This window comes from Leptospira soteropolitanensis, assembly GCF_026151655.1.
GTDB lineage: Bacteria > Spirochaetota > Leptospiria > Leptospirales > Leptospiraceae > Leptospira_A > Leptospira_A soteropolitanensis.
Genome location: NZ_JAMQPN010000001.1, coordinates 665,480 through 690,706, shown reverse-complemented (window position 1 = coordinate 690,706; position 25,227 = coordinate 665,480). Strand labels below are relative to the sequence as shown.

The 25,227-nt window shown below is 37.1% G+C and carries 21 protein-coding genes; 11 read left to right on the top strand and 10 right to left on the bottom strand.

Going from position 1 to position 25,227, the window contains the following annotated elements; all coding sequences use genetic code 11:
* From argJ to ND811_RS03325, 6 genes are read left to right on the top strand one after another with little or no spacing between them, the layout of a single operon-like run.
* Entirely contained in the window at positions 1 to 1,155 is a 1,155-nt protein-coding gene (argJ, locus tag ND811_RS03350) for a bifunctional glutamate N-acetyltransferase/amino-acid acetyltransferase ArgJ (RefSeq protein WP_265350369.1), read from the top strand.
* Positions 1,152 to 2,420 (top strand): hypothetical protein, encoded by a 1,269-nt coding sequence (locus ND811_RS03345; RefSeq protein ID WP_265350370.1) that lies wholly within the window; start codon positions 1,152 to 1,154, stop codon positions 2,418 to 2,420. The genes argJ and ND811_RS03345 overlap by 4 nt, the downstream gene beginning before the upstream one ends.
* Positions 2,417 to 4,786: a PP2C family protein-serine/threonine phosphatase gene (locus ND811_RS03340; protein WP_265350371.1), complete on the top strand. Its 2,370-nt coding sequence runs from the start codon at positions 2,417 to 2,419 to the stop codon at positions 4,784 to 4,786. The genes ND811_RS03345 and ND811_RS03340 overlap by 4 nt, the downstream gene beginning before the upstream one ends.
* A gap of 18 nt (positions 4,787 to 4,804) precedes the next feature.
* Positions 4,805 to 5,683, top strand: a complete 879-nt coding sequence (locus ND811_RS03335; RefSeq protein ID WP_265368872.1) for a M50 family metallopeptidase — start codon at positions 4,805 to 4,807, stop codon at positions 5,681 to 5,683.
* A gap of 57 nt (positions 5,684 to 5,740) precedes the next feature.
* On the top strand, positions 5,741 to 6,673 hold the full coding sequence (locus tag ND811_RS03330; RefSeq protein ID WP_265350373.1) for a UDP-glucuronic acid decarboxylase family protein: 933 nt from the start codon (positions 5,741 to 5,743) through the stop codon (positions 6,671 to 6,673).
* A 1-nt stretch (position 6,674) separates the two neighbouring features.
* Positions 6,675 to 7,802: a Re/Si-specific NAD(P)(+) transhydrogenase subunit alpha gene (locus tag ND811_RS03325; protein ID WP_265350374.1), complete on the top strand. Its 1,128-nt coding sequence runs from the start codon at positions 6,675 to 6,677 to the stop codon at positions 7,800 to 7,802.
* Positions 7,803 to 7,869: 67 nt separating this feature from the next.
* On the opposite strand, the gene ND811_RS03320 is transcribed toward ND811_RS03325, so the two are convergent.
* The 5 genes from ND811_RS03320 to ND811_RS03300 are packed head-to-tail and all read right to left on the bottom strand — an operon-like array spanning position 7,870 to position 13,787.
* Complete coding sequence (locus ND811_RS03320; protein ID WP_265350375.1) at positions 7,870 to 8,775, bottom strand: lysophospholipid acyltransferase family protein; 906 nt, start codon at positions 8,773 to 8,775, stop codon at positions 7,870 to 7,872.
* The gene (locus ND811_RS03315; protein ID WP_265350376.1) at positions 8,772 to 9,305 is read right to left on the bottom strand and encodes a phosphatase PAP2 family protein; all 534 of its coding nucleotides are present in this window, start codon (positions 9,303 to 9,305) and stop codon (positions 8,772 to 8,774) included. The genes ND811_RS03320 and ND811_RS03315 overlap by 4 nt, the downstream gene beginning before the upstream one ends.
* Entirely contained in the window at positions 9,302 to 10,615 is a 1,314-nt protein-coding gene (hisS, locus tag ND811_RS03310; RefSeq protein WP_265350377.1) for a histidine--tRNA ligase, read from the bottom strand. Before hisS ends, ND811_RS03315 begins: the two co-directional genes overlap by 4 nt.
* 33 nt (positions 10,616 to 10,648) lie before the next feature.
* The gene (locus ND811_RS03305) at positions 10,649 to 11,773 is read right to left on the bottom strand and encodes a DUF1577 domain-containing protein (RefSeq protein WP_265350378.1); all 1,125 of its coding nucleotides are present in this window, start codon (positions 11,771 to 11,773) and stop codon (positions 10,649 to 10,651) included.
* Between the two features lies 1 nt (position 11,774).
* Positions 11,775 to 13,787: an OmpA family protein gene (locus ND811_RS03300; RefSeq protein ID WP_265350379.1), complete on the bottom strand. Its 2,013-nt coding sequence runs from the start codon at positions 13,785 to 13,787 to the stop codon at positions 11,775 to 11,777.
* Positions 13,788 to 13,881: 94 nt separating this feature from the next.
* Between ND811_RS03300 and folP the strand changes: the two genes are divergently transcribed.
* Positions 13,882 to 14,697, top strand: coding sequence for a dihydropteroate synthase (gene folP / locus ND811_RS03295; protein WP_135745400.1), 816 nt, complete (start codon positions 13,882 to 13,884; stop codon positions 14,695 to 14,697).
* A 33-nt stretch (positions 14,698 to 14,730) separates the two neighbouring features.
* On the opposite strand, the gene ND811_RS03290 is transcribed toward folP, so the two are convergent.
* Both ND811_RS03290 and ND811_RS03285 read right to left on the bottom strand, forming a co-directional pair.
* A complete protein-coding gene (locus tag ND811_RS03290) occupies positions 14,731 to 15,654 on the bottom strand; it encodes a tetratricopeptide repeat protein (protein WP_265350380.1) in 924 nt (307 codons plus the stop codon).
* A 1-nt stretch (position 15,655) separates the two neighbouring features.
* A complete protein-coding gene (locus tag ND811_RS03285; protein ID WP_135745398.1) occupies positions 15,656 to 16,561 on the bottom strand; it encodes a tetratricopeptide repeat protein in 906 nt (301 codons plus the stop codon).
* Between the two features lie 108 nt (positions 16,562 to 16,669).
* On the opposite strand from ND811_RS03285, the gene mpl36 reads away from it, so the two are divergent.
* Positions 16,670 to 17,560 carry an RlpA family plasminogen-binding lipoprotein MPL36 gene (mpl36, locus tag ND811_RS03280; protein ID WP_265350381.1) on the top strand — a complete coding sequence of 297 codons (891 nt, stop codon included), beginning with the start codon at positions 16,670 to 16,672 and terminating at the stop codon, positions 17,558 to 17,560.
* Positions 17,561 to 17,683: 123 nt separating this feature from the next.
* Positions 17,684 to 20,911: a SpoIIE family protein phosphatase gene (locus ND811_RS03275; protein ID WP_265350382.1), complete on the top strand. Its 3,228-nt coding sequence runs from the start codon at positions 17,684 to 17,686 to the stop codon at positions 20,909 to 20,911.
* On the opposite strand, the gene ND811_RS03270 is transcribed toward ND811_RS03275, so the two are convergent.
* Positions 20,904 to 22,340 (bottom strand): methyl-accepting chemotaxis protein, encoded by a 1,437-nt coding sequence (locus tag ND811_RS03270; RefSeq protein ID WP_265350383.1) that lies wholly within the window; start codon positions 22,338 to 22,340, stop codon positions 20,904 to 20,906. The genes ND811_RS03275 and ND811_RS03270 overlap by 8 nt on opposite strands.
* A gap of 139 nt (positions 22,341 to 22,479) precedes the next feature.
* Between ND811_RS03270 and ND811_RS03265 the strand changes: the two genes are divergently transcribed.
* Positions 22,480 to 23,004, top strand: coding sequence for a DUF2147 domain-containing protein (locus ND811_RS03265; RefSeq protein ID WP_265350384.1), 525 nt, complete (start codon positions 22,480 to 22,482; stop codon positions 23,002 to 23,004).
* A 74-nt stretch (positions 23,005 to 23,078) separates the two neighbouring features.
* On the opposite strand, the gene dcd is transcribed toward ND811_RS03265, so the two are convergent.
* Positions 23,079 to 23,603: a dCTP deaminase gene (dcd, locus tag ND811_RS03260; RefSeq protein ID WP_265350385.1), complete on the bottom strand. Its 525-nt coding sequence runs from the start codon at positions 23,601 to 23,603 to the stop codon at positions 23,079 to 23,081.
* A 3-nt stretch (positions 23,604 to 23,606) separates the two neighbouring features.
* Positions 23,607 to 24,380 carry an enoyl-CoA hydratase-related protein gene (locus ND811_RS03255; protein WP_265350386.1) on the bottom strand — a complete coding sequence of 258 codons (774 nt, stop codon included), beginning with the start codon at positions 24,378 to 24,380 and terminating at the stop codon, positions 23,607 to 23,609.
* A gap of 69 nt (positions 24,381 to 24,449) precedes the next feature.
* Between ND811_RS03255 and ND811_RS03250 the strand changes: the two genes are divergently transcribed.
* Positions 24,450 to 25,142 carry an LIC10067 family putative lipoprotein gene (locus ND811_RS03250; protein WP_265350387.1) on the top strand — a complete coding sequence of 231 codons (693 nt, stop codon included), beginning with the start codon at positions 24,450 to 24,452 and terminating at the stop codon, positions 25,140 to 25,142.
* The last annotated feature ends 85 nt before the right edge of the window (positions 25,143 to 25,227 follow it).

The following is a 25,227-nucleotide window of genomic DNA, read 5'->3' as shown; positions in this document are numbered from 1 at the left end:
ATGAAGTTTCCATTGGGATTTTATTCCTTCGGCAAAAACATCGGAATCAAAGACAATAGCTTAGATTTTGCAGTCATTTATTCAGAAAATCGATGTAAGGCGGCAGCCGTTTTCACACGGAATAATTTTCCTGGTGCACCTATTTACGTGGGTCGCGACCATATCAAAGATGGGTATTTACAAGCCATCGTCATCAACTCAAAAAATTCTAATGTAGCAACTGGTGAACAAGGAATCAAAAACTCCTATCAAATTTGTATAGAACTTGGTAAATCTTTAGGTATCCCTGCAGAAGACATACTTCCTTCTTCCACAGGAGTGATCGGGGTCCCTCTACCGATCGAAAAAATACTTAATGCCTGTTCTACGGCAAAATCAGATTTAAAACCAGGGAATTTAGAGGAAGTGGCAGAAGCAATCATGACAACTGACACTCGTAAAAAAATCTCTTACCGCACGATTACAAACAAATCAGGCGAAGGTGTTATGTTTGGAATTGCCAAAGGTGCAGGAATGATTGAACCAAATATGGCTACCATGTTATCCTATATTCTTTCTGACTACCTTCCCGAATCAGGGGATTTACAAACAATCTTAAAAAGAGTAGTCGATGTGACATACAATTGTGTGACCATTGACTCTGATACATCTACAAGTGACACAGTGGTGCTTATGTGTTCTGGAGTTCTTGGAACCATTCCTGATGATGTTTTTGAATCTCATTTAAGAGAAATTGCCACTGATCTTTCTAAAATGATTGCTCGTGATGGAGAAGGAGCTTCCAAACTCATTGAACTCACTGTTTCGCAGGGAAGAGATGATATGCAAGTGACAAAAATTGGAAAGTCCATTCTCAATTCCCCTCTAGTGAAAACGGCAATTTACGGTGGAGATCCCAATTGGGGAAGGTTTGTGATGGCTATTGGAAAAGTGTTTGATGAACCAATTCCTTACGATTCATTAGAAATCCAATTGGGTGGTATATCAGTTAAAGGTGCAGACAATAACACCAAATCAAAGTTAGCTGAATACTTAAAATCAAATGAAGAAATCCATATCTCTGTAATTCTAAATACAGGATCTTTCCAAAAAACTTTTTGGAGTTGTGATTTTACAGAAGGTTATATTCAGGAAAATGCTTACTACACGACATGAGTTCAAATAAATTCAAAAGCGCTTTAAAATATTTTTTACCTTCGAGTTATCAATTAAAACTTTCGGTAACCAATATCTTTACACGCACTTTGTTTATTTTTTTAGTTTATGTTTCTTACTTTCTAATTTTATCGCAAATACCAGAACCAATGTCTTATCGTTTGGAACTTGCGTTACTTTTAACATGTGCCTTTGCTCTGATTTTATATCTACCGATCATCGAAAGACTCACACGTTACATCCGAACTCGATTTTTATCGGAATATCTGACAGAAGATGCAGAATCATATCGGCAAGCTATCAAACGATTTAACTTTGACGCCCTGATCAAAAACGTTTTTCCCGATATGGTTAAAATCACAGGAAGCCATTCTGGAACGATGGCTGTTCTCACACACAATGGCACTTTTGCATTTCACTCGTATTTCCGAGGTCGACAGAAAAAATTAAGCCCGACAAAAGACATTACGGTAAAAACAAGTTTTCAATCTTTTTTACTTAGCAAACGGAATGGTGCTTCTGTTGCGGAAACTTATTCTCATGAAAACATAAACAATGACTTTATGGAACTGCATGCGAATTATATTTATCCTTTTATCTTCAGGGAAAAATTATTTGGCTTCATTGCAGTCTCCAATATCCCAAACACAGATGCAGCACACAGTTTGTCACTTCTAGCTGGACAATCAGCGTTAACCATACATAATCACATTCTTTCTTATCATATTTCGGAAAACAAAAAGTATCAAAAAGAAGCAGCGTACGCCGTGCGCGTACAAAACCTCTTAGAAACAGGAACCATTCCTGAGCTTTTGGGTTGGGAAATTACAGCTTTCAAAAGAACCAGTAGAAACTTAATCGAGTTTTTCCAAGTAGAGGATGGAAGTTGGTTTTTTGTCATTCTAAACACTGGAAAATCCTACCAACATATCGGAATCATACTTTCTTATATATTAGGTGTTGTTTATTCGCAATCAAGACTTCGTATTTTAAAAGGATTTTCGGATATAAAATCCTTAATACAATCCACCTTTCAAAAGTTAGATTGGAAAGAAAATTACGAAATGATTATTGGCAAGATTGGATATTCTGAACTTTATATAGTTCAAGAAGGAAAACAATTTCGCATAACCAGAAATTCTGAAGAAGTTGTAGCAAGTATGGGTTGGAAAAATATGATCAATATGGATAAAGGTCCCATTCTCATCCAACAACGGGGCGAACCAATTCTTAAATTTAGTTTTGAAGTGCCAGAAGTCAAATGAGAGAACTTGCGATTACAATCCTTTCATCTCTTTTGTTTTTTTTGATCCTACTCTTTGCATTTATTGGATTTCAAAATAACGCAAAAAGACTTCCTTTTTACCATTATCCATCAGGGCTTATCGTAAATATTGGAGAGGAAAATCGTCATCACTGGGGAAATTCAGTCATTCAGGAAGATTTAGAGAATTTTGATTCAATCACCGATTTTTCAAATATAGAATCTTTTCGATTACGTATCAAAAACCACAATGGTGAAGTTTATGAAAAAGATTTTAAATTAATTACAGTCCGCAAAACAGATGTTCTTAATGTATTTTTTTCTGATTTATTTTTAGCATTTTTCAGTTTAGCCATCGCAGTTTATTTTTATTATTCCACTAGAGATGCATTAATATTTGGCTTTTTCTTTAATTTTGGTCTTATTATTCTTTCCAACGTTTTTGTATTAACGTTCAATAACTCCATTTTTCTTTTTGTTCTGACTCTCTATTTCGGTAGCTTTTTGCAATATCATTTAATCTATCGACTTCGAGGAAAAGAGATCAATTCCAAATGGCTATTGCCACAAGTATTAATATCTTTCATCATGGCAATGATCGCATCACAAGAAAAATACGATATGATACTTGTCGAGCGAGTGGTATTAGTTGCTCATGCAATCACGGTTTTATTTGGTTCCATCAATATCATAGCCAATATATACGAAATCATTCGATCTAAGCCACAGGAAGAAGCCCTACTCAAAAGAGTTGTTTTGGTTTCTTCCATTTTCCTTTATGTGGCACTCCCCACTAGCATTATCTTTTTTGATGGATACCCTTGGTTCTTCGTACATAGATCCTTGTTTATTACTACTTACCTTTTATTCATTCTTTCTTTTTTTTATGGAACTTATCGTTACACCTTTGTTCCTTCACTAGTCATTTTTACTCCAAGTATTGTTACTTTGATTTTGGTTTCTATTATTTTAGGAACTTATATCGGTTCTATTTTTATTTTAGATTTTATTCTTCCCATTCGATATCTAAAAGATCGTTGGGTTTTTAACCTCATTTATCTTTTTTTGGTCACTGCCTATTTGATTCCACTCAAACTCAGGGTAAAAGAATTATTCGATTATTGGTTTTTCGAACAAAACCCGAAACTCAGTGCGGGTATCAATAAAATCACAGCTTTATTGTCTTCCCCTCTTTCTATGCGAAAAACAATTTTAACAATCAATCGAACGGTAAAAGAAACAGTAAATGTATCTAATATCATTATTTTGATTCCGGGTGATCAATTTGCAAGCACTGACCTAAAGAATATAAACTTCGTACGAATATCGCCTCAATCGGAAATATGGAATTATTTCAAAAGTACTGATCGTGTCACCGTTACTTCCCATCTTGAATATGGAATTGGACTTAGAGAAACCTTATACAACTTTTTGAAGGGATTAAATGTTCAGTTAGCATTCCCAGCTTATGATTCCTCTTCAAATAAAAAAAATATACAAGCAATGATTCTCATTGGTGAGAAGTTAGATAAAAAATATTTCTCTATCGGAGAATTAAAGTTCATCAATGAAGTTGTCAAAATTTCTGGGATGTTACTTGAAAACTATAGTTTATTAGAAGATGAAATTCAAAAACGTAAAATTGTCAGAGATATTCAAACAGCATCCATTGTTGACAATACACTTCGACTTATTTTACCAAGCGAAGTCAAAGGTATTGATTACGGTTATATTTCGAAACCTGCCGTAGGAATTTCAGGAGATTATTTAGACATCATTCCAGTTTCTCAAACAAAGATGATTGTTCTGTTAGGTGATGTAGCCGGACATGGGCTTGGTACGGGTTTTTTAGTCAGTGCCATCAAAGGAATTGTAAGAGAACAACTCAGAAATGGGACATCACTTGAAGGTTTATTTCGCGAAATCAATTCCTTCTTTCGAGCTCGGTACAAAGGGAATGAGTTTATGACACTCCTAGGAGGCGTTTTTGATTCAAATGAAAATGTCTTTAAATATGTAAATGCAGGACATCTTTCTTTGATTGAAATGCGAGCCGATGGACAGATTAAATTACATTCCAAAACACAAAGAGTTCTTGGAATTTTAGAAACCGATTACCATGTACAGGAACTCAAATTACTTCCAGGAACAAAACTTTTCCTTTATTCGGATGGAATCACTGAAGCCTTCAGTGAACGAGATGAAATTTTCGGCGAAGAAACTTTAATCGAATTTTTACATTTTAATGCCGAAAAAACCGTGAAAGAAATCCCTACGCTCTTGGATGCAAAGATGACAAATTTTCGCGGGAACCGAGAACAATCAGATGATATTACATTTATTGGTCTTTCTTTTACACCCAATTAGCCGATACTGAAACTGATGATGGCAGAAAAACCGGTCAAATTTGTCATTTTTCTTTCTTTGATTCTGAGCTTAGTTGCGTTTTGGGACCACCAATTCACCTCTTATCTCAAAGAATTTGTTGTACTCATTCATGAAATTTGCCATGCCACTGCCGCACTCTTTAGCGGAGGAGTTGTAAAAGGAATCGCACTTCATGGAAACGAAGGTGGGGAAACAATCGCTGTCCCTGCCTCTTTTCGCGGATCTTTTATTCTTGTTGTCTCTGCCGGATACATTGGTTCTTCCCTTGTCGGTGCTTTTTTATTACGATTGGGATTCCAAGGACGTCATGCTCGCCAAACAATGATTCTTTTAGGATTATTTTTAATCTCCGTCAGTGTATTATATTCCAAATTAGGGGAACTTGCTTACCTCACAGGAATTTTTTGGGGTGTAGGAATTCTCGTAGCAGGAATGTTAGGCGAAACTATTTCGATTTTGTCTTTAGTTTTTTTAGGTACAAGTATCTCTTTATATTCTTTGTATGACCTCTCTGATTTTGCAGAACGATTGACGGAAACCGATGCAGGGATCCTTGCCTTCTGGATGGCCGGACTTGGCCCCGAAGATCTGCAGAATGAAGAGGTTCCGACCGTAGTTGTGGTACTTGGCTATATGATTGCAACCCTTTGGTCTCTCCTCAGCGTCGGTATCATTTTTATGTCCCTACGAAGTTCCCTCAGTCACGAAGAAAGCCATGATTTTCCTAGTGCAGAAGAAAGTTTCGAACGATTTCCCGGTGATCTTTCGCCGGAGGCAAAACTTTGGTTGGAAAAACGTGGTGTAGACCCCGAAAGTGGAATCGTTTTGCCCCCCAATTTGTTCCAGGACTTCCCTCCCAAAGACAATAGTCCTTAGGCCTTCTCACAAATTTTCATTTGCCGAGGACACAGACTTCCTAAATATAGAATCTCAATGGCAAAAAGAATCCTTATCACAGGTGGAGCCGGATTCATCGGATCCCATCTAGCAGAAACTCTTTTGAACGCTGGGAACCAAATCATCGTATTGGACAATTTCCATACCGGACGAAAAGAAAACCTGACTCATCTTCTCGGCAACCCAAATTTCGAACTGATCCGCCACGATATCACGGATCCCATCAAATTGGAAGTAGATGAAATTTATAATATGGCTTGTCCTGCTTCTCCGGTTCATTACCAAAGTAATCCCATCAAAACTACCAAAACGAATGTTTTGGGAATGATGAACATGCTTGGTCTTGCCAAACGAGTGAAAGCAAGAATCCTTCAAGCAAGTACTTCCGAAGTATACGGGAATCCACTAGAACATCCTCAAACCGAATCTTATTGGGGTAATGTGAACACGATTGGAATTCGTAGTTGTTATGATGAAGGGAAACGGGTAGCTGAAACTTTATGTTTCGATTATCACCGCCAACACGGGGTAGACATTCGAGTCATCCGTATTTTTAATACTTATGGCCCACGAATGATCCCAGATGATGGTCGTGTGGTAAGTAATTTCATCGTACAAGCGTTACGTGGAGAAAACATTACCATTTATGGTGATGGAAGTCAGACTCGTTCTTTCTGTTACGTAGATGATTTAGTTCGTGGAATCATCAAAATGATGAATACAGACGGATTTGTAGGACCAGTTAACTTAGGTAATGATGGCGAATTTACTGTTAAAGAATTAGCAGAATTAGTCATCAAAGAGACAGGAAGTAAATCCAAAATTATTTATCTTCCACTCCCACAAGACGATCCGACAAGAAGAAAACCAAACCTAGGTTTGGCGAAAGAAAAATTGAATTATTCAACGACTGTTCCATTAGTGGAAGGCGTAAAAAAAACCATCGAATATTTTAGCAAAAGAGTATAAAATGAAAATAGGCGTAATCAAAGAACCATCTTATGAAAACAGAGTGGCTATCACTCCTGATGTAATAGACCCTTTAAAAAAACTAGGTTTCTCTGTTTCCATTGAAACCACAGCCGGGGATAATGCATTTTTTTCCGATACGGATTATAAAGAATCCGGTGCCACAGTAGAATCAAGAGACACGATTCTTTCGCAATCGGACATTGTTGTATCCATTCATGCTTTGGACGAAGCGAGTGCAAAAAAGATTGGCAAAGATAAAATCTATATAGCAACACTATCTCCTCTTGCCTTCCCTAAAAAAGTAAAAGAAATTGCCAATGCATCTTTTAAGATTTTCTCAATGGACACTATCCCGCGAATCACTCGTGCGCAATCTATGGATGTTCTTAGTAGTCAAGCAACTGTTTCAGGATACAAAGCAGTTTTACTAGCCGCGTCCAACTATAGTCGTTTTTTCCCAATGTTAACAACAGCAGCAGGAACCATTACTCCAGCAAGAGTTCTGATCCTAGGCGCTGGTGTTGCCGGACTCCAAGCGATTGCAACTTCTCGTCGATTAGGGGCAGTGGTTGATGTATTTGACACTAGACCTGAAGTAAAAGAGCAGTGTATGTCACTCGGTGCCAAATTTGTTGAAGTAGAAGGTGCAGCGGATGCATCGAAAACTGGTGGTTATGCGGTTGAACAATCAGAAGATTACCAACGTAGGCAAAAAGAAGCCATTGCAAAGTACGCAGAAAAAGCCGATATTATTATCACAACGGCACTCATTCCAGGAAGAAAAGCTCCACTACTCATCACAAAAGATATGGTAGATAAAATGAGGCAAGGTTCAGTGATTGTAGACCTTGCGGCTGTTAATGGTGGAAACTGTGAAGTTACCGAGAATGACAAAACCATTGTTTACAAAGGAATTACGATCATTGGAAATTCAAACTTACAAAGTACACAACCAATGGATGCAAGTAAAATGTATGCAAAGAATATTGTGAATTTCCTAAAACTTTTTGTTAATAAAGAAAAACAGTTCAATATCAACTTAGAAGACGAAATTATCGATGCATGTATGATTGCTGAAAATGGTTCAATTCGTCACAAACCAACACTGGCACTTCTCGGAGAATAACTCCGAGATTTGAGATTGGCATTTGAAAGATTAGACTTTTACTTTTAGAATTCTAATCTTTCAACTTCTAGTTGTTTTCTGTAACTTGCGGTTGGGTTCTCCACCGACGGTGGACCCAAAAGTACTGCTCCGGAAACAACTTAACTTCTTCCTCTAAAGTCTTAGTCCAAAGTTCCGTATAATGTCGAATGACTTCATCCTTTGATGGATAAAGTTTTTTATCAACAAAGCCTAAATCCTTAACGCGAACAATGACCTTTCCATTTTCACCAGCTAATACGGAATAGTATAACATCTTGGCACCGGTTAAGTAGGCCATGAGAGCAGGTCCTACAAAAGTAGATGCTTGCCTGTTCATAAAAGGAACAAAAATTCCTGCTTTGCCAGCATTCTGGTCAGCACCAAATCCGATCCAGTATCCTTGTTTGAGAAGTTTAATCACCTGAGTCGATTCTTGTACTGGCACAAGTACTACCCCATTTTTAGATCGCATACGACGAAGTAACTGATCAACAAAGGGATTCCTTACCTTCTTGTAAATTCCCCCACCCTTCATACGAATTCCTAAAAACTGAACTAAAATTTCCCAAGTACCAAAGTGACCTGAAATTAAAATCACTCCGACACCTTGTTTTTTAGTTTCTTCTTCAATTTTTAAACTCTCAGCATCGATAAGTAAATTTTCATCTAACCATTTTTTAGTCATTCTTGGAGCCCAAAGGGTATGAGCAAGAAGGATACCCAAATGACGATAGTGAGCTTTTACTAAGTTTAAAATTTGTTCTTCGGTATAGGCAGGAAAGGCAAAACGAATATTATCAGCAGCAACTTTTCTATGTTTCTTATCAAGAGGATAAATAAGTTTAGTCAAAAAGATTCCATACGCCAAACACCATTTATATGGAAGAACCTTAAATGGAAAATAGAACAAATAAACGATTAAAAAAGAAATAAAATACCCAATCTGTTTCATAATGTTACACAATAAGGCCAAAGGTAATAATGAACTAGCACAGCAATGAGTCCTATTCCAAAACCAATGATCCATCCTCCCACTATATCACTCACAAAATGATGTAAGGTAACTAGTCGCCCTACACCAGCAAACAAACTAAAGAAAAAGAAAAACGGGGTTTCGTGAAATGCAAAAACCAATATAGTCGATACTACAATGGAATTAGCACTATGTGCTGAAGGAAAAGAATGTTTCATATCTGGATTAGAATCCACTTTTCCCATAACACTAACCAGGGGACGTTTTCTTGCGAAATATTTTTTTAAAGCCAAAACCAATCGATCTGTAAGGTAAGTAAAAATCAAAACGAATGGTAAACTAATATAAACTGGTTTGTATAAATCACTTAAAAACATAAGTGGTAACAAAACTAACGCAAACATTTCCCCACGGTTAACCCGAGACAATACCCAACTCAAACGAGGATGGTGGAGATTTTTTTGAATCCAAATCGAAAATTTTAAATCAATTTTTGAAATTAAATTCATTTAGAAAGCTCTTCTTTTATCTTATGAAGCGCTTCTGCAAAAGAAAAAGTCCATTGGTTCCTTGTGGCCATATCTTTTAATGTCACAGTACCAGCTTTAATTTCGTCTTCACCACGTAGTAAAATCCAACGGTATCCTTTCTTTTCTGCATAAGAAAGTTGTTTACCCATTTTTTGAGAAACTAAAGATACTTCAGCAGAGATTTTTTCCTTTCGTAGCTCTTTTGCAAAATTATGATTCTCAGCAAAAGTAGACTCGTCTAAAAGTGGAATATAAACTGTAGAATCATTGGCGAATTTGGGTAATAGATTGTGGACAGTTAAAAAATTCTGAAGAGTAACGTCACCTAACCCAAACCCAATCCCAGAAAGTTCTTCGTTCGAAAATAGACCGATTAAATTATCATATCTTCCACCACCATATAACGAACGTTTGTTCTGAGGTGAAGTATCAAAAATTTCAAATATAAATCCAGTATAATAATCAAACCCTCTAACAACAGAAGGATCAAAAATTACAATATCATCTAAGCCAATTGTTTTTAAATCTTGAAACAAAGTTTGGATTGTACTTCTTGTTTCCGTTTTGATTCCTGGTATTTGATCAAGAGTATCTGTAGTTGCCGCAAGAAACAAATTTATCTTTGAAACAGCCGTTGGGTCATTTGGAATAGTTTTCGAAACAAGATTGGTATATTCTTCTTCCGTAATTTTATTCTTTTTATCTAAAATTTTAGAAACTTCATGTGCTTGGTTAGGGCTCACTTTTAGACCGTCTAACAGAAACTCATCTAGAAGTGATCTATGAGAAATTGTTACTTTAAAACTGTTCCGTGGTGCACCAAAGGCAAAAAGGATATCACAAGCCAAAGATAAAATTTCCAATTCAGCTCTTTGGTTAGTTACGCCAAACATATCTACATTTAATTGCCAATGTTCACGAAGTCGGCCATGTCCTGGTTGTTCATATCTCCAAAGATTTGGGATCGAAAACCAACGAATGGGGCGTGGAAGGTCTCTCAGTTTTTTTGCCACCATCCTTGCAACTGTTGGTGTCATTTCAGGTCGAATTGCAACTTCGCGGTCGCCCTTATCAATGAAATTATAAATTTGTTTTCCTACAATTTCTTCCCCAGTTTTGGCCCGATAGAGATCCAAAGATTCCACCATCGGACCATCGTATTCTTCATACCCATAGGACCTGACGACATCTTTCATCACGGAGAATAAATAATTGCGAAGGCGCATATCTTCAGGATAAAAATCCCTAGTGCCCTTATAGTTTTCTGTTGTTAGTTTTTGCTCTTTCAATATATGGCCCCTGGAACCTGAACCTAAGTAAGATCAGCCGAAAAATTCAATAAGACTATGGTAAATCTCTTTGGCTTTTTTATCGCCGCTGACACCTGTGATTCTTCCACCCAATCTAAAATAATCATTCACCTCTTCTAAATGACGTAATTCTACTGCCATTCGAATCGGTGCCTGTAATTTGAAATTGATATCTAAAGTAAATGTAGGTTTCACTTTCAATGCTTTGATAATTTCCATATCGTTAACTTCCAAGGCAACTCCACCTCGGGAAACGTTGAGTACGTTTTGTCTGATATCAAGAATATGGGTATTTGAATCCATGATTCTTTCCTGAAACGTACGTTCAACCTCTTTAAAGAGATCTAAAACCACTTCTGGAATCCCAGTTCTCTCTGTTTCAAGAGAGAGATATGCAAAGAAATGCATGTCTTTCATTTGAATGAACAAAGGATAATAGATAAAAGAACCAATTTTTTTCTTTTTATATTCTTGAATTTTATCATCCAACAAAAACTCATCTTCAAAAGTTTTTTTAGGATCAAATACATCTTCTGAAGAAAAGGAAACAAAAGTTTCCGTATCCAAAATAAAGATAGGTTTTTTATGTTCTTTCATCAAATCGATTTCATCGCTATGGATGGATACCGAAAGAAAAACTACTTTAGATTGCGGGAAATCGCGAAGGACAGTTCTTTGAATATCAGATAAAATAACTTGTGAACTCACTCCCGTTAGCTTGGAAAAGTCGATATTCGTTTTTGCGACCAAAAAATTAGAAGCAACTACATTGCCTCGAACCTTTTCATTTCTAGGATCTTGTCTTGTTGTATAAGTTTGTCTACGATCAATAATTTTACCAAGAAGTAAGTTATCCTTTTGGTTGATCAATTCATAATCCACTTCTACGTGAAAACTAGGTGTTGCCTGGACCGTAAAAATCGTTTCAATTAGTTCGGGAATGGTTTCGAGTTCCCAAATATGAGCACCATCAGGTCTTTCCCCTTTAAACTTCACTCGAATCGGAGTGTCGTATCCTTTTAAAAACAATCCATTTCCACCCATCATCTGTTTGAAAAACTCGGGCAAAGTACGTACGGCTTCTAAAGGAACGTAATCTCTTTCTTGGTCGAAATGAATTTTAACGCGATTGATCATATTAGTCTATCTTCTTGAAATTCACGCGCCTATTACGCGAACGACCTTCTTCTGTTTCATTTTCCGAAATTGGTTGAGAATAATGGTAAGCTTGTACCTTCATTCTTTCCTTAGGAACACCTTTCAATCGAAGATATTGATAAACGGAAATGGCTCTATCTTCACTCAAACTGATATTGTATTCTTTATTCCCTATATTATCCGTATGTCCACCAATTTCAACTTTTTCATTTTTATGTTGAATAAGGAAGTCCGCAAAAAGATCCAATTTTTTCTTATCTTCATCACTCAATGTTCGTTCATTGAACGGGAAATAAATAATTGTATTGTACAAACTATCAAAATCATTTAGATTTCTTAGATAAAGTACGGTATCTTTTCCTTCCATTCCAGAAATTTTCTCTTTTGCAAATAGGAAAGTTTCTTCTTTAAAACCTTTGGCCCTAACCAAAATTTCAAAATCCATAGTCGGCGATTTTTCCAAATCAAAATGAGCATCTTTGGATTCTAAGGATTTTCCTTTTCTTGTGAGATCATCAAAATAATAACAAATCGCATTCGGGATTACCAAATCAGTTTTTTTATCTTTCACTATAAAACGAATTCCTTGGATGGTTTTATCAGGGCGTTCGTCTTTTGCCTGTCGAATGGGTTGTAAGATAATTTGAGAATATTGTTCCTTATCTTTTCCTACGTTCCCTCTTAAATCCAAAAGTAACTCTGTAGGATGAAATCCAGGTGAAGACACTTCCACTCGGTAAAGTTTTCCAGTTTTGATTGTAGTGCGAAAGTTTTCCGCATCGGCAATGGAAAGATCCCCACCAATTCGTTTAGAAGTAATCACTTGGATGGGTCTTGTATCATCGTAAATTTTAAGTGTCGAATCGAGACCAATCATAATTGCTTCCGATCCATCTAGAACTAACCCACGAAATAGAAATTCATAACTACGACGAAGGTCTTCTGGAACCATAGTTCGATAGATATCGAATTGGCCTTCCCCACCGGGCCTGTTGGAAGAAAAATAAAACCACAAATCATCGAAAGTGACTGAGATTCCTTCGTTATCACTTTCTTCCCAAAGGCTATATGTAGAATAATCTGCCGGAGTATCAAAAGGAAATCCTGTTGATTCACCTGACAATTGTTCTTTGGTATTAAAAGGAGATCCTAATAAAACCGGGGTAACGAAAGTTTTTTGTGATACATCATATTCACTATAATAAAAACTAAATTTACGATTTTTATCTCCTCGGTTGGAGCTAAAATACAAACGTAATCCATCCCAATGGTATCTAGGACTAATTTCATCATCGTTTGTATTAATCAAAGTTCCCATAGAAATAGGTTTTTGCCAAACTCCATCTCTACATTGAATGGTAGGTTTATCTGGGTTTTTTTCTTTAGTTTCTGTGATCGGTTCTCGTTTGGAAATCCAAAGGTCAAATCCTCCCAGTCCACCAGGTCGATTGGATGAAAATACCATTGAACAACCATCAGGCGAAACTGCAGGCATTTTGTCTTCAAAATGCGAATTAACTTCATTTAAATGAACAGGAATGGACCAAAGGCCTGTTCTTTGGTTGATTTTAGTATAATAGATATTGAGTCCGTCATAACCTTCACGGTTCTTTTTAGGGTCTGCTTGGGTTTTATCACGAACCGATGTAAAATACAGTTCGTAAGGTTTTTCCTCTTCATCAAAGAGGATCGAAAACATACCTTCAAAATTGGATGTGTTGAGTTCCCGAAAGTTTTTGGGTGGTGACCAAACCGGCAATTTCATTCGGTCAGGAAAACTTAAGTTTTCAGAAACCCAAATGTCCATCCCTCCTTCTCCACCAGGCCTGTTGGATTGGAAAACCAGATATCTGCCTGTGGGAGAAATGATGGGGTTATACTCCACATTTTGTGTGTTGAGTGGCTGGTAAAACCTTACATCTTTCACTTTCGGTAAAGGCTGAGCCAGAAGTGGGAATGCCAAAATGATTAAGAAAGTAAGGAGTTTTTTCATCTGCCGTCTCTCCTATGTATCGGCTAATCGGAATTTTCTGCCAAGGGAAAAATAAGGCTTTTAGGACCAGCTTTACCGAGAATCCTACTCCTACATGGCCGAAATCTTCGGAATCTTAAACATTACCACCGATTCATTTAGTGACGGGGGAAAATTCCTAAACCCAGACGATGCAATCGAACAAGGAAGAAAACTTCTCCAAGAAGGTGCCGATTGGTTGGATGTCTCTGGACAATCCTCAAACATCAATGCCAGCCTTGTTTCCGAAGAAGAAGAATGGCAAAGAGTAGAACCTGTAATACGTTACTTTGTCCCCCAAGGGGTTCGGATCAGCTTGGATAGTTTTCGCCCTTCAGTCCAACAAAAGGGAATTGAAGCTGGAGTGCGATGTATTAACGATATCACAGGTTTTACCTACGAAGGTGACCGCAGTTTTTTAAAATCAGCGATTCAAAAACACCCAGAGCTAAAACTAATCATCATGCATTCGCATAACAGGAATATTGCGAAAAATAAGTCAGATCTCACACCAGAAAAAGTCATCCGAAAGATCCAGGCTTTTTTTAGGGACCGACGTTCTGAACTTCTGGCAATGGACATCCCAGAATCATCTCTCTGTTATGATCCAGGAATGGGATTTTTTTTAAGTGAAAATCCAATGGTTTCCTTTCGCGTATTACAAGAATTAGAAATTCTCAAATTAGAATTTCCGCAATTGATGGTGGGAGTTTCCAGAAAATCATTTCTCGGAAACGTACTTGGAAATTTACCAATTGCAGAAAGAGAATTTGTCACTTTGGCTTGTGAACTTCATTTGTTAAGATACAAAATTCCCTACATTCGAACGCATAATGTTTTAAAACTCAGGCAAGCTGAAAAAGTTTGGAATTTGTGTCAGGAAATTGATTAAGGTTTAAAGTTTATTTTACAGGAAAAATTTTAATTAGCTTCTTCCTGAACGAGAGGCTTTGCGAACATCCTTACCTTCTTTGGATAACGTAGGAAAAAAAGCAGACTCAGGAACTGCGTATCCATTTTCGACCGCCTTACGGTAGTAAGGCAAAAGATGATCCCAACGAGGATAATCTTTTAAAACTAGTAAAGTATCTCGCCAAATTTCTAAAAAACTAATTTGTGATTTTTCAGTTGAAGGGGCAGATTCTGCCCATTTTAAAGCTTCTTCGTAACGCCCTAATTCATAATTTGCTTTTAAAAAATAAAAATGGAATTCCTTATTTTTTTTGGCGGCAACTTCCAATGATTTTGCATAATCAAGTAAACTGTACCAGTTGGATTTTTGCACTTGAATCTCTGCCATTCCATACAGAGCATTTTCGTGAAAAGGAACCACTTCTAAAATTTGATTAAAATAACCTTCCGCATAAGCAAAGTTACCTGTTTGTAAGTAATAATTAGCCAACTCTTCATAAGCAAATAATTCCCAACCTTTCACTCGGGATAAAGCATCCAGAAGAATCACACGTTCTTCATTTCGCAAACGTACTTCTAATTCTTTAAGGACAGTTGTATAAGTAACGGATGATCGAGAAGGTGCTTCTTTCGAAACTTTTTGTTTGAATAACTCATATTCATCCAATAAAAAATAGAAACGGAGTCGGTTTAAATGAACGGCCACTTCATTCGGATTGGTTTGAATGCATTTGTCCCAAACAACTTCAGCTTGGTCTAATTGAATGGCTTTCGAAAGTTTAATCCCTTCAGCATTACAATCAGTCGCAGGAGATCCCGTGATCTCCAAAAACAAAGAATCGGATTCCAATTCATCTTGTTTGGCAATGGGATACCTACAACCCAATTGGAAGAGGATAAAAGAAAAATATAGAATATTTAAAATACGAAATTTCAATCTAAGATGGCCCGTCAGGATTTGTCTTTTCCTTCATCTTTTGAGCAAATACCAAATATTGCATCGCTTTTTCAGGATTCCCATTGAAAAGATATAACAAACTTAAATCCAAAGCTTCCTGTGCGTCGGGAGGCGAAAACTCTTCTGGGTTTTCTTTGGAGAGTTCTAATTTTGTCTGAAACTCTTTTAATTTTTTTTTGGCTTTGGATTGGATCCGAACCAAACTTTCATGAACCACTTCATCTTCTTCTTTCCAAGCCGCTTGCAAACTTTCGTTAAAATTAGTAAAACCGACATCCTCTTTTACCATAGTAGAAAGCAAAGTGGCAGAGGCTTTATAATTACCTTGTTTGGCAAGGATCTCTGATTGGATGATTTTTAACTGAGCATTGCCTGGATACAGAATCAAATAACGTTCAATCATTTTTAAACTTTCTGGAAAACGATTCCTTTCGTAATAAAACATGGCGAGCCCTCCTAAAGCTGATTTATGATCTGGTTCGATTTTAATTACATTATTGAGATATACTTCGGTTTTTTCATCGTTGCCTAATTTCTGATATGCCTGCGCGAGTAATAGATGCGCCGATATAAACTTCTTTTCAAATGTAAGAGTTTGTTTTAAAAAACTAATGGCTTTTTCGGTTTCTTCATGTTTGTAAAGAGACACCGCTAAATTATAACTGTTTTTAACATTGGCATGTAATTTGTATGCTTTGGAGAACAAAGGAATGGCTTCTGCATGTTTTCCTTGTTTGGCGTAAATCACACCTAAATTCTGTAATGCTAAATGAAAATTGGGATCTTTTTCAAGGAGAAGTTTGTACTGTGTTTCGGCACGATCCCAGTCTCCGTTTCTTTCCAAACGGACCGCCTCATTAAATAGAGTTTGGATTTCTTGTGCCATACAGACCGATTATCGTTTCAGAAACCAATCTCCCTCGAGAAAAATTGTCACGAGAACGGAAAAACATTCCGAAAGGTACTCACAAGAGTCCAGAGGAAGGGGAAAGTTATGCAAAGACTCATACTTATATCCATAGTATTGTCGTTGGTTTCTTGCAGTTCTGCAGATGCCACCCGAAGAGATTATAGTGCTTCCGGAGATCCCGAAGATATATTTTTCGAACGTTCTTCAGGAAAGTCCAAACCAACAAGTAATACCAAATCGGAAGATCCAGTGGCACGTTCGATCATTGACGATTTAGATTCCAATGGAAAGGCAGTTACACCAGTTGCAACAACGGCAGCAATCCCAACCAAAAAACCAACAGAATCATTTGATGAAGTCGGTTTGTCATCTTGGTATGGGCAAAAATTCCAAGGTCGTCCTACTGCCAGTGGCGAACCTTTTGATCGAATGAAAATGACAGGTGCTCACAGAACACTCCCCATTGGAAGTGTGATCCGAATCCAAAATTTAGATAATAACAAAGAAGCGGTGGTTCGAATCAATGATCGTGGGCCTTTCGTTGATGAAAGAATTGTGGATGTATCTGAAAAAACAGCTGAGATCCTTGAATTCAAAGATAAAGGTGTCACCAAAGTAGGAATCAAAGTCCTTAAAAAAGGGGAAGATGATCTTGCCGATGACTTAGATGATGCAGACCTTCTCGATGATGCCCCAGCAAAACCTGAAAAATTGACTCCAGTGAAACCAGGAGTTACCAAACCTGTGGCCGCAGGAAAAGGATTTACTGTGCAAGTGGGTGTGTTTCAGGAAAAAGAAAGAGCATTGAAATACCAAGAAAGCATGAAATCAGAATACAACCAATCCGTGTTTGTAACGCCTAGAGATGGAAAATTCGTAGTTCAAGTTGGGGATTTTGTTGACCGTGCAAAAGCAGAATCTCTCAAATCAAAATTGAAATACGATGGGATTGATTGTTTTATCGCCACTCGTTAATTTTACCCCTTCCCTTCGGGCAATCAGTTGTTGCACTGATTTGCCCGGAAAGGTAGGAAAATGAATTGATTTCGCATTTCTGCCTGTTACGATTTCGTATTAAATTAGCAACTAGAAGACCCTATGAGTGAAAGCATATTATCCGTAGACCACATACTAACAAATTATTACACATTCGGTAGTTTAATTGTCACTGTCCTCCTTGCGGTCTTGACTACATTCTTTTTCTCTTTAAAAGATAGAACCGTCGCCACAAAACACATGGGACTAGCTTGTTTGTTTTTAGGTTTATTCCAATTTGGTTACCTATTAGGAGCATTTTACTATCATCCCATTGCTTCCTATCACCGTTGGATCACCGGGGGCTTTATTATCTTTGGAATTATCCACTTCGGTCAGTTTTTTTTCCGATTCCCAGATAACGAAGATAAACGAACTGCCAATATAATCCAAATTTGCCTCTATGCTGTTGCCATTGTTGTTGTTCTTTGGTTTTTAGTTACTGTTTCTCAGGGAGAAAGGAAATACCATTTCACCGCTCACCACTGGGATTTTAACTCTGAAGGTGCGAGTCGAATTCTAAGTTTGTTCATCGCAGGTTTTTCATTTATCAACTTTCTCGTTTTACCTGGTTATCGTTTATTCCATGTGACAAAAGAAAAAAGAGGAACGCTTAGTGTGATGTTGATGGCGGCTCTAATTGCCGGAGTAGTTCCAAATATAACAAACGTTATGAGTCGGGATGGAGCAATGGAACGATCCACCTATCTCACAGCTCTAGTATTATTATTCACTTTTACATTCTTTATCATTACGATTTCTTTTATCAACAATAGCAGTGAACGAACAACCTTCATGGTTAAAATTGTAGGAATTTCTTTTGTTACCATCCTACTCATCATGCAGGCCTTCAGTTACTTGGTTGACCAGGAAAAAGAAGCTTCCTTTGATAACACTGCAATCCAAAAAGCCCTCCGTGTTGCCGAAGGTGGAGAACGATCTAAAGATATTTTATTTGTCATTGAATCTGATGCTTCTGGACAAAGTTTAAAAAAAGCCTACTTACCTTCTTCCGTTAATTTAGATTTACCTCTTGTCCAGGCAGATCTTTATAATACTGCCTTGTATGACGAAGTTGTTAACATTTCCGAGGCAGATTACAGAAATTCACTCAAATCAAGTTTAATCAAAACACCATATTACTTTGAAGGTTATAAAAATGCGATTTTGCAATTTTTAGATGAAAACCCTGACTCAGAAGGTGCAGAATTAAAAGCTGAAGTTTCAAAACTAATTGAAAAACTCAATCGTAGAACTTTCATCAACACGAACAAACTTGGTGATATTCTACCTGATCAATTTTGTGAAGAAGGGGTAAAATACGTCGAAAAAGTTAAAAACGTAGACACCTTCCGCGACGCAATTCTCAAACATGTAAACGATTGTAAATGGGACGGAAAAGAAATATCAGGTGCGGATCTTCGTGTAGAAATGCTGAAGTTTTTCCGCTATTTCAAACCTGATTTAACCAGACATTATAGAAAAGATTTAGATGGTGTTTCACATTACATTGCCTATATGACTTATGATGCGAAAAACAAAATCAACAGAGAAGTTGGTTTTAACTATCGTGACTACCGTGCTTACATGCACAAATCAGCAAAACTCGAATTGGTCATTCTTGCGATAGTAATGTTTGTATTGTTAGTTGTATTTCCACTTTTCTTTCGTTCAGCTCTTGTAAATCCGCTTTATGCATTACTTGCAGGGGTTGAAAAAGTAAACCAAGGAAATTTAGAAGTAGAAGTTCCTATTAAAGTAAACGATGAAATTGGATACTTGGCAGAATCATTCAACGGAATGGTTTCTTCCATTCGAGATGCAAGACGAGAACTGCAAGATTATGCAGAAAATCTAGAAGAGAAAGTAAAAGAACGTACTAAAGAACTTCAAGAAAAAATGGATGAAATCCATCGATTGAAAGTTCAACAAGACGGTGACTACTTCCTCACTTCGTTACTTGCAAAACCATTATTTTTTAACGCAAACAAATCAGATAACATCCGTTGTGATTTCTTTGTTCATCAAAAGAAAACTTTTGAATTCCGTAATAAAACCGGAGATCTTGGTGGAGATATTTGTATTACAGGAAACCTAAAATTGGGAAAACCTGATGATTTCCGCCGATACACAATGGTGATGAACGGTGATGCAATGGGAAAATCCATGCAGGGAGCTGGTGGCTCTTTGGTTATGGGAGTTGTTATGAATTCCATTATGGCACGTTCTGCAGGTAACAAAAGAATTCTAAATCGAACTCCAGAAGAATGGCTAACCGATGTTTACGAAGAAGTAAATGCTGTTTTCAAATCTTTTAGCGGTACTATGGTAATTTCCGCAACAGTCATGCTAATTGATGATGAAACGGGAAAAATCTGGTATTTCAATGCCGAACACCCTTACAGCATTCTATACAGAGATGGAAAAGCTAGTTTCATAGAAGAAGAATTAAAATTACGTAAATTGGGTTTGGACTCTGAATATCCTTTCGAAGTACAAACTTTCCAATTATTGCCTGGTGACCAATTAATCCTTGGTTCCGATGGACGAGATGATATCGATCTCACTCCAGACGAAGACGTCCGAACCATTAACGAAGATGAAACAATGGTTCTACGATTTGTAGAACAAGCGGACGGAGATATTTATGAAGTCGAAAAACTCGTAAAAAAAGCCGGCGATATCACAGATGACATCTCTATGATGAGTGTTGTTTTCAAAAGTGACAAGTCCCCAATTCACCATAGCCCAGAAAAAGAAGATTTATCTGAGCAGCCTGTAGACGATTTTTTCGACACACCTGGTGATGATTGGGACGAGGCTCTTACTACTTCTGGTGCTTTCGAAGAGGGAAAAGTTCTATACCAAAATGGCGAAATTGAAAGGGCCATTACTGTTATGAAAAAGGCTTTTCTTGCTGATCCCACAAACCAGAAACTAAACAAGTTTCTAGGCCTTGTCAGTTATAAAGGGAAAGAATACGACATCGCAGCAAAAGTACTGACCGAATTTTTAAAAGAAAACGAAGGTTCTGGAGAGTATTGGTATTATTTAGCAATGTCTGAGAAAAAACTCGGAAATTACCAAAGTGCACTAAAAGCGGCCCAAGAAGCCCTAAAATACGACCCAGAAAATTTCCAAAACTTAATTAACCTTGCAGACGTTAGCAGATTACTTGGAAACGTGGACCGGGCAGTTACTTATGTGACTCGGGCTCAATCCATCGATCCAACAAATAAAAACGTTCTAAAACTTTCCAAGTTGTTAGAAAAAGCAACTAGCCTCAATTAATTGAGGTTAGTTGTTGCTCTGCCATCGTTTTAGCTTCTAAATATTGGATATAACTATCAAATATCTTTCCTAGTTCTTGAAAAAATCCCTGTAATTTAGATCTTTCAGAAGTAATTTTTTCTTTGTCATTCTGAATGATTGCTTCTTTGATTCGAATGGCACATCGATGTAATTCACTATGCGGGATTTCTAATTGGTCGTGGATTGCTTTCTGTTTAGAATCCAAAACAGAACTTTGGTAATACCACAAACCCATTTTACACAAAGTATGATCTAATTGAGGAAATAAATTTACATTTCCACTTGATATGGCTTGGTCTACTGCTTGAACCCAATGAATATGATCTAATCTTCTTTGAAAAATAAACTCTAACAACCAAACTGAATTTTGGTTTGTGATGAGTTTTACTGTATTTTCAATTTTATTAAATATTGCTTCAAAATCTGTTTTAGTTTGGACACTATGATCAGAAAGTATGTTCACTTGATTCGAAATACTAGTTGAATCGTTAGCAATATTCTGAGACGCAATACCCACTTCTCGCAGTTTCAATTCTAAATCATGAAATTGTGTAATCAAAACTTGGATTTCACTTAAATTTGCATTCGATTCCTTACGATTGGAAACAACAGAAGATTCAATGGCTTGTATCTTTTCAATAATCTCAATCAGTACTGAAGTTCTGGTTTTTGAATTTTCTTGGAATTCTAAGAATCGAGATCTGATATGTTGAGCAGATTCTTGAATTGTCTTTACTGCCACTTTTGTGTTTTCAGCTAATTTCGAAACACCATCAGCTACAACAGAAAATCCTCGTCCTTCTTCACCAGCTCTTGCAGCTTCAATAGAAGCATTTAGTGCAAGTAAATTAGTTCGATCAGAGATTTCTTTTACTAACTGAATGTTTTCATTGATCTTTTGCAAATCATTGTATAAAAGTTGGATCTCTACTTCGTTTTTTTGGTTTTCAACTTTAACCCATAACGATTGTTTAGCGATTGTTTCAATTTCTTTAGCTGTATTTTCTAAGCTTTTTACTAATTCAATGTTTCTTTGACCAGTGGCATCAAAAGTTTTTAATGTTTCTGTAATTTGAAAAGATACTGAATGAATGACGGCATCGAGCTCTTCTGCACTGCTTGCTAAATTTGCAGAAATATCACTGAAATGAGAAAGGCCAGATACAAATTCCGATTGTAAGTTCTCAATATTTTTTAGGTTAGTAGAAGAACCAAGGATGGAAACTGCGATTTCATCTGCTGAAGCCGTAATTAAACTTCTTAATTTTTTTTGTAATTCTAAAAATTCTTCAACTTCAGTATGATTTGTTTTTTCAATGGAAGTGTTTCGAATGATATGTTCTCGGATCGATTTGCGGTTTTGTATTAAAAATTCCCTAGTGGAATCATTTGACTTAAAATGAAACATAATAATTTTATTTTTTAAACTGCTTCGTTTCTATATACTATTTTCCTAATTTGTGGCTCTGATTTTTCAAAAACCAGCTTGCCAGAGATAAAATTTCTGTCAGAATAAGCGAATCCAATTTTAAAGAATAAGGATCCTTATGAATCAAAAACTTGTTTTAAGTGTATGGACGGCTATCCTCTTTGCAGGAACTTCTCTTCTTGCTCAAGAGGCTGACGTTGCTTTAGGACGATATCTGCCACCTGAAAAAGACTCAGTTATCGAAATTTTCAAATGTGGTGATAAATACTGCGGTAAAACAGTTTGTATCAAAGACAATGCTTACCCAGAAAAAGAAAAAGACAAAGGTGTTCCAGGGACTCCTTACCTAGATCATAATAACGAAGATCCAAAATTACGGAATCGTCCGAATCTTGGAATGGTTTTTATTACAGGATTTGATTATGTAGGCGAAGGTGTTTATAAAAATGGTAAGATTTATAATCCTCGCGATGGAAAAACCTACTGTGGAAAATTTACATCACTAGAAGGTGGAAATCGATTGGACCTAAAAGGAACACTTTGTTCTATCACCTTCATTGGAAAAACGAACAACTGGGTAAAACTCAGTGGAATCAACCTAGACGATCCGCGTTGGGACTGCACATTTAAAGCTAAAAAATAATTGGAATCATGATACACCTGCCAACCCTTCGGAAGGCAGGTTCACTTTAGAGAAATTCTAAAAATTTATTCACTCTATTTCTTTTCAAAGTCTTTATACAATAAGGATGGTTGGATACCTTGGTTTGCTTGGTATTTTCCTGATTTGTATTCGCTAATTTCCCCTTCTACTGTGTGGTAAAAAATTTGGCAAATTTGAACTCCCGCATACACACGAAGTGGATGCGTAACTTGAATTTCAAGAGTCCAAAAACCTTTAAAGCCAACATCACCAAATCCTGCTGTGATATGCACAAACATGCCAAGTCGTCCAATGGAAGAACGACCTTCCAACATAGGGACTAAATTGTGTGTCTCTGTAAACTCGATGGTTCGTCCCAAATACAATTTACCCGGTTCCAAAAGTAAACCTTCTTCTGGTATCTTTAACGTTTGCACTGGGTTCGGTTTTTTCATATCCAAAGGAAATTCGGAATATACCAAAAGATCTTCATGCAATCGTAAATTATATGAATTTGGATTTAATAAATTCGCATCATAAGGTTCGATTTTGATATCAGTTCCCAATCTTTTTAAAATTTCTTTTCCAGTTAAAATCACAAATCATTCTCCCTTAAAATCAGGTTTTCTTTTTTCAGCAAATGCTTGTAAGGCTTCCATTCGGTCTTTTGTACCGATCGTTTCAAAATAACAGAGCCTCTCCCACTCCAATGCCGATTCCATAGGTAATTCCAATCCACGACGAACCGCTTTTTTTGCAGCAGAAACAGCAATAGGTGCAGATTCTGATATCTCCCGTGCTAAGGCAAGAGAAGATTCCTTTAAAGAATCCGGACTCAATACTTGAGATACCAAACCTCGGGACATCGCTTCTTTTCCACTTAGCTTTTTTCCAGAAAATATCCATTCCAAAGCAGTAGATTCACCAACAATTCGAGATAATCTCTGTGTGCCACCGGCACCAGGAATAATTCCTAATTTAGTTTCAGTGAGTCCCATTAGCGCTGATTCGCTCGCATAACGAATATCACATGATAAAGCTAGTTCTAAACCTCCACCAAAAGCAAATCCATTGATTGCAGCAATGGTGGGAATCGAAAGGTTTGCCAGGTCCGAAAAACACAGATTGATATTCTTTAAAAATTGTTTTACCTGCAATTCTGACATGGATTTTCTCTCTTTTAGATCTGCACCAGAACAGAAGGAATCCCCAATTCCTGTGATAACAACCGCCCGAACCTTACTCTTATTTATTTCCTTAATCTTTTCTTGTAGTTCCGAAAGTAGTTGGATGGAAATGGCATTTTTTGCCTCAGGTCGATTGAGTTCGATTAATGCTACATAACTGTGATGGGTTTGGAGTGTGACAGTGTTCATAGAATTTCCTCCAAATGAAAAAATAGAAATGAAAACTGTTTTAATTTTCCGATAATGGAAGCAGCCGTCATGAGAAGGATTTTATACACAATCGGATTCTCACTAGTACTTGGAAGCAGTTTTTCTTGCAAAGCTTCTTCAGGGGAAGACCCGCTTGTCGCTCTATTAAGCTCACCTCCTGTGGTTTCCTCTGTTACCCCGCAAATTGGTAGTCCTGCCCAAAACAATCTAAATGCGATCTTTCCAGCTACAGAGGTAGTAATCAAAGGTGAGAATTTCGGTATTGATCCCGTTGTTAGATTTAACGATGTCGTGGCTGGAATCAGTGCCAATCTAGGAACCGAATTACACACTCGAGTTCCCGATGGAGCTTACTCAGGATTTATCACCGTATCAAAATCGGGGGGGTCTTGTTTGCCGAATTCGAAAGAAGGTTCTAACTGTGCTGGCACAGAATACTTTATCGACTGCTATGCGATCACAAACAAACAATACGGATCTGAAATTGAAATTAAACAGGGACAAAGTTTGTCTGTGGAATTTGGTGCCATTGAGACGAAAGCATTTCATACAGACACCTTACTAGGTTCTAGGAACCTAATCATTGGATGCCAAAGCGTAGTTACTGTGCGAGTATTTAGTAGATCGTGTCAAGCAACTGACTATGTGCTCCAGAATGATCCGATCATTCCTTTTCCTGCAGGAGTGGCGACGCAGTTCTACATCACTGCAAATTCTGCTACCTGTAGTCTGGTTCTATAGAAGAAAATCCTTTCTTCGTTCAAACGTTTGATTGTCTATATTATGCGTTTTAAAGGTAAGCCAAAATGTTTCCTCCGGCTTGTTT

Excerpts from the sequence above, each read along its gene's own strand:
- mpl36 (WP_265350381.1), top strand. The coding sequence starts at position 16,670 with ATGCAAAGACTCATACTTATATCCATAGTATTGTCGTTGGTTTCTTGC.
- ND811_RS03285 (WP_135745398.1), bottom strand. The coding sequence starts at position 16,561 with ATGGCACAAGAAATCCAAACTCTATTTAATGAGGCGGTCCGTTTGGAA.
- argJ (WP_265350369.1), top strand. The coding sequence starts at position 1 with ATGAAGTTTCCATTGGGATTTTATTCCTTCGGCAAAAACATCGGAATC.
- folP (WP_135745400.1), top strand. The coding sequence starts at position 13,882 with ATGGCCGAAATCTTCGGAATCTTAAACATTACCACCGATTCATTTAGT.
- ND811_RS03345 (WP_265350370.1), top strand. The coding sequence starts at position 1,152 with ATGAGTTCAAATAAATTCAAAAGCGCTTTAAAATATTTTTTACCTTCG.
- ND811_RS03320 (WP_265350375.1), bottom strand. The coding sequence starts at position 8,775 with ATGAAACAGATTGGGTATTTTATTTCTTTTTTAATCGTTTATTTGTTC.
- ND811_RS03305 (WP_265350378.1), bottom strand. The coding sequence starts at position 11,773 with ATGATCAATCGCGTTAAAATTCATTTCGACCAAGAAAGAGATTACGTT.
- ND811_RS03250 (WP_265350387.1), top strand. The coding sequence starts at position 24,450 with ATGAGAAGGATTTTATACACAATCGGATTCTCACTAGTACTTGGAAGC.
- ND811_RS03300 (WP_265350379.1), bottom strand. The coding sequence starts at position 13,787 with ATGAAAAAACTCCTTACTTTCTTAATCATTTTGGCATTCCCACTTCTG.
- ND811_RS03275 (WP_265350382.1), top strand. The coding sequence starts at position 17,684 with ATGAGTGAAAGCATATTATCCGTAGACCACATACTAACAAATTATTAC.
- ND811_RS03255 (WP_265350386.1), bottom strand. The coding sequence starts at position 24,380 with ATGAACACTGTCACACTCCAAACCCATCACAGTTATGTAGCATTAATC.
- ND811_RS03265 (WP_265350384.1), top strand. The coding sequence starts at position 22,480 with ATGAATCAAAAACTTGTTTTAAGTGTATGGACGGCTATCCTCTTTGCA.
- ND811_RS03270 (WP_265350383.1), bottom strand. The coding sequence starts at position 22,340 with ATGTTTCATTTTAAGTCAAATGATTCCACTAGGGAATTTTTAATACAA.
- ND811_RS03340 (WP_265350371.1), top strand. The coding sequence starts at position 2,417 with ATGAGAGAACTTGCGATTACAATCCTTTCATCTCTTTTGTTTTTTTTG.
- ND811_RS03330 (WP_265350373.1), top strand. The coding sequence starts at position 5,741 with ATGGCAAAAAGAATCCTTATCACAGGTGGAGCCGGATTCATCGGATCC.
- ND811_RS03315 (WP_265350376.1), bottom strand. The coding sequence starts at position 9,305 with ATGAATTTAATTTCAAAAATTGATTTAAAATTTTCGATTTGGATTCAA.
- ND811_RS03335 (WP_265368872.1), top strand. The coding sequence starts at position 4,805 with ATGGCAGAAAAACCGGTCAAATTTGTCATTTTTCTTTCTTTGATTCTG.
- ND811_RS03325 (WP_265350374.1), top strand. The coding sequence starts at position 6,675 with ATGAAAATAGGCGTAATCAAAGAACCATCTTATGAAAACAGAGTGGCT.